The 1,001-nt window shown below is 56.6% G+C and carries 1 protein-coding gene; it reads right to left on the minus strand.

The window, feature by feature from the left end; genetic code table 11:
• Window positions 1-1,001, minus strand: a 1,001-nt coding sequence (locus tag FKV70_RS25825; RefSeq protein ID WP_208738448.1) for an AMP-binding protein, incomplete at both ends; no start/stop codon positions are given.

Below are 1,001 nucleotides of genomic sequence, written 5' to 3' on the forward strand. Positions count from 1 at the left end.
CTACATTGCCGTCCGGCATCCACCGCGCCAAGTCACCGGTGCGATACAGTCGTTCACCTGGTACGTACGGGTTCGCTACGAATTTCTCAGCGGTCAGGTCCGCACGGTTCAGGTATCCCCGTGCCACGCCAGCACCGCCAATGCACAGCTCGCCCAACACACCAATCGGCACCGGATTCAGCTGGCTGTCTACGATGTAAAAGCGGGCGTTCAGCCATGCCTGCCCAATCGGCACATGGCCGCTGCTTGGCAGTTTCGACAGCTCTGCGTCATAGAAGCTGGAGTCAATCGCCGCTTCCGTAACGCCGTAGCTGTTCATGATGCGGATATCTGCGCCAAACCGCTCTTGCAGCACCCGATAGTCCGTCACGCTGCAGCTATCTGAGCTCGTGATGAGCAGTTCCAGACTACTCATGTCAAGTCCCTGTTCATACACATGCTGCATAAACGGTATGATCAAGGCCGGTGTCGATTCAAACACCGTAATTTGATAATCACGAATCCAGCCGTACAGACGGCTTGGATCAATGCGGTCGTCTTTTGGACAGATGACCATCGTGCCGCCGTTATAGAGCGTCCGTGCAATATCGCCGACGAACACGTCGAAGGAGAAGCTTGCCAGTTGCAGCAATCGTACCGGGAACTGGTTCAGACGATAATCCCGGCGATACGCCGCAGCCGTATTGACCAAGCTGCGATGTTCGATCATGACGCCCTTCGGACGTCCGGTTGTACCCGACGTGTAGATCACATACGCCAGGTCCTGCGGCTCGTTGATCGGTTCAACATCCGTGGCATCCCCGGTATACAGCGACTCATCGTCCAGCGCCAATACGGTATGCAGACGCAGCCCTGTTGCCGGTTCGGATGCTGCTTCGCTGTCAGACTTCGAAGCTGCGATTCCATTCAGGGTCCCATGAAGAGCACCTAATTCCATCGTTTCAGCGCCAGCCGCTGTCTCCAGCTCACCCTCAGTCTGCCCTACGGCTAAGGCCTGATCG

Source organism: Paenibacillus ottowii (assembly GCF_006874425.1).
In the GTDB taxonomy this organism is placed as follows: Bacteria; Bacillota; Bacilli; order Paenibacillales; family Paenibacillaceae; genus Paenibacillus; species Paenibacillus ottowii.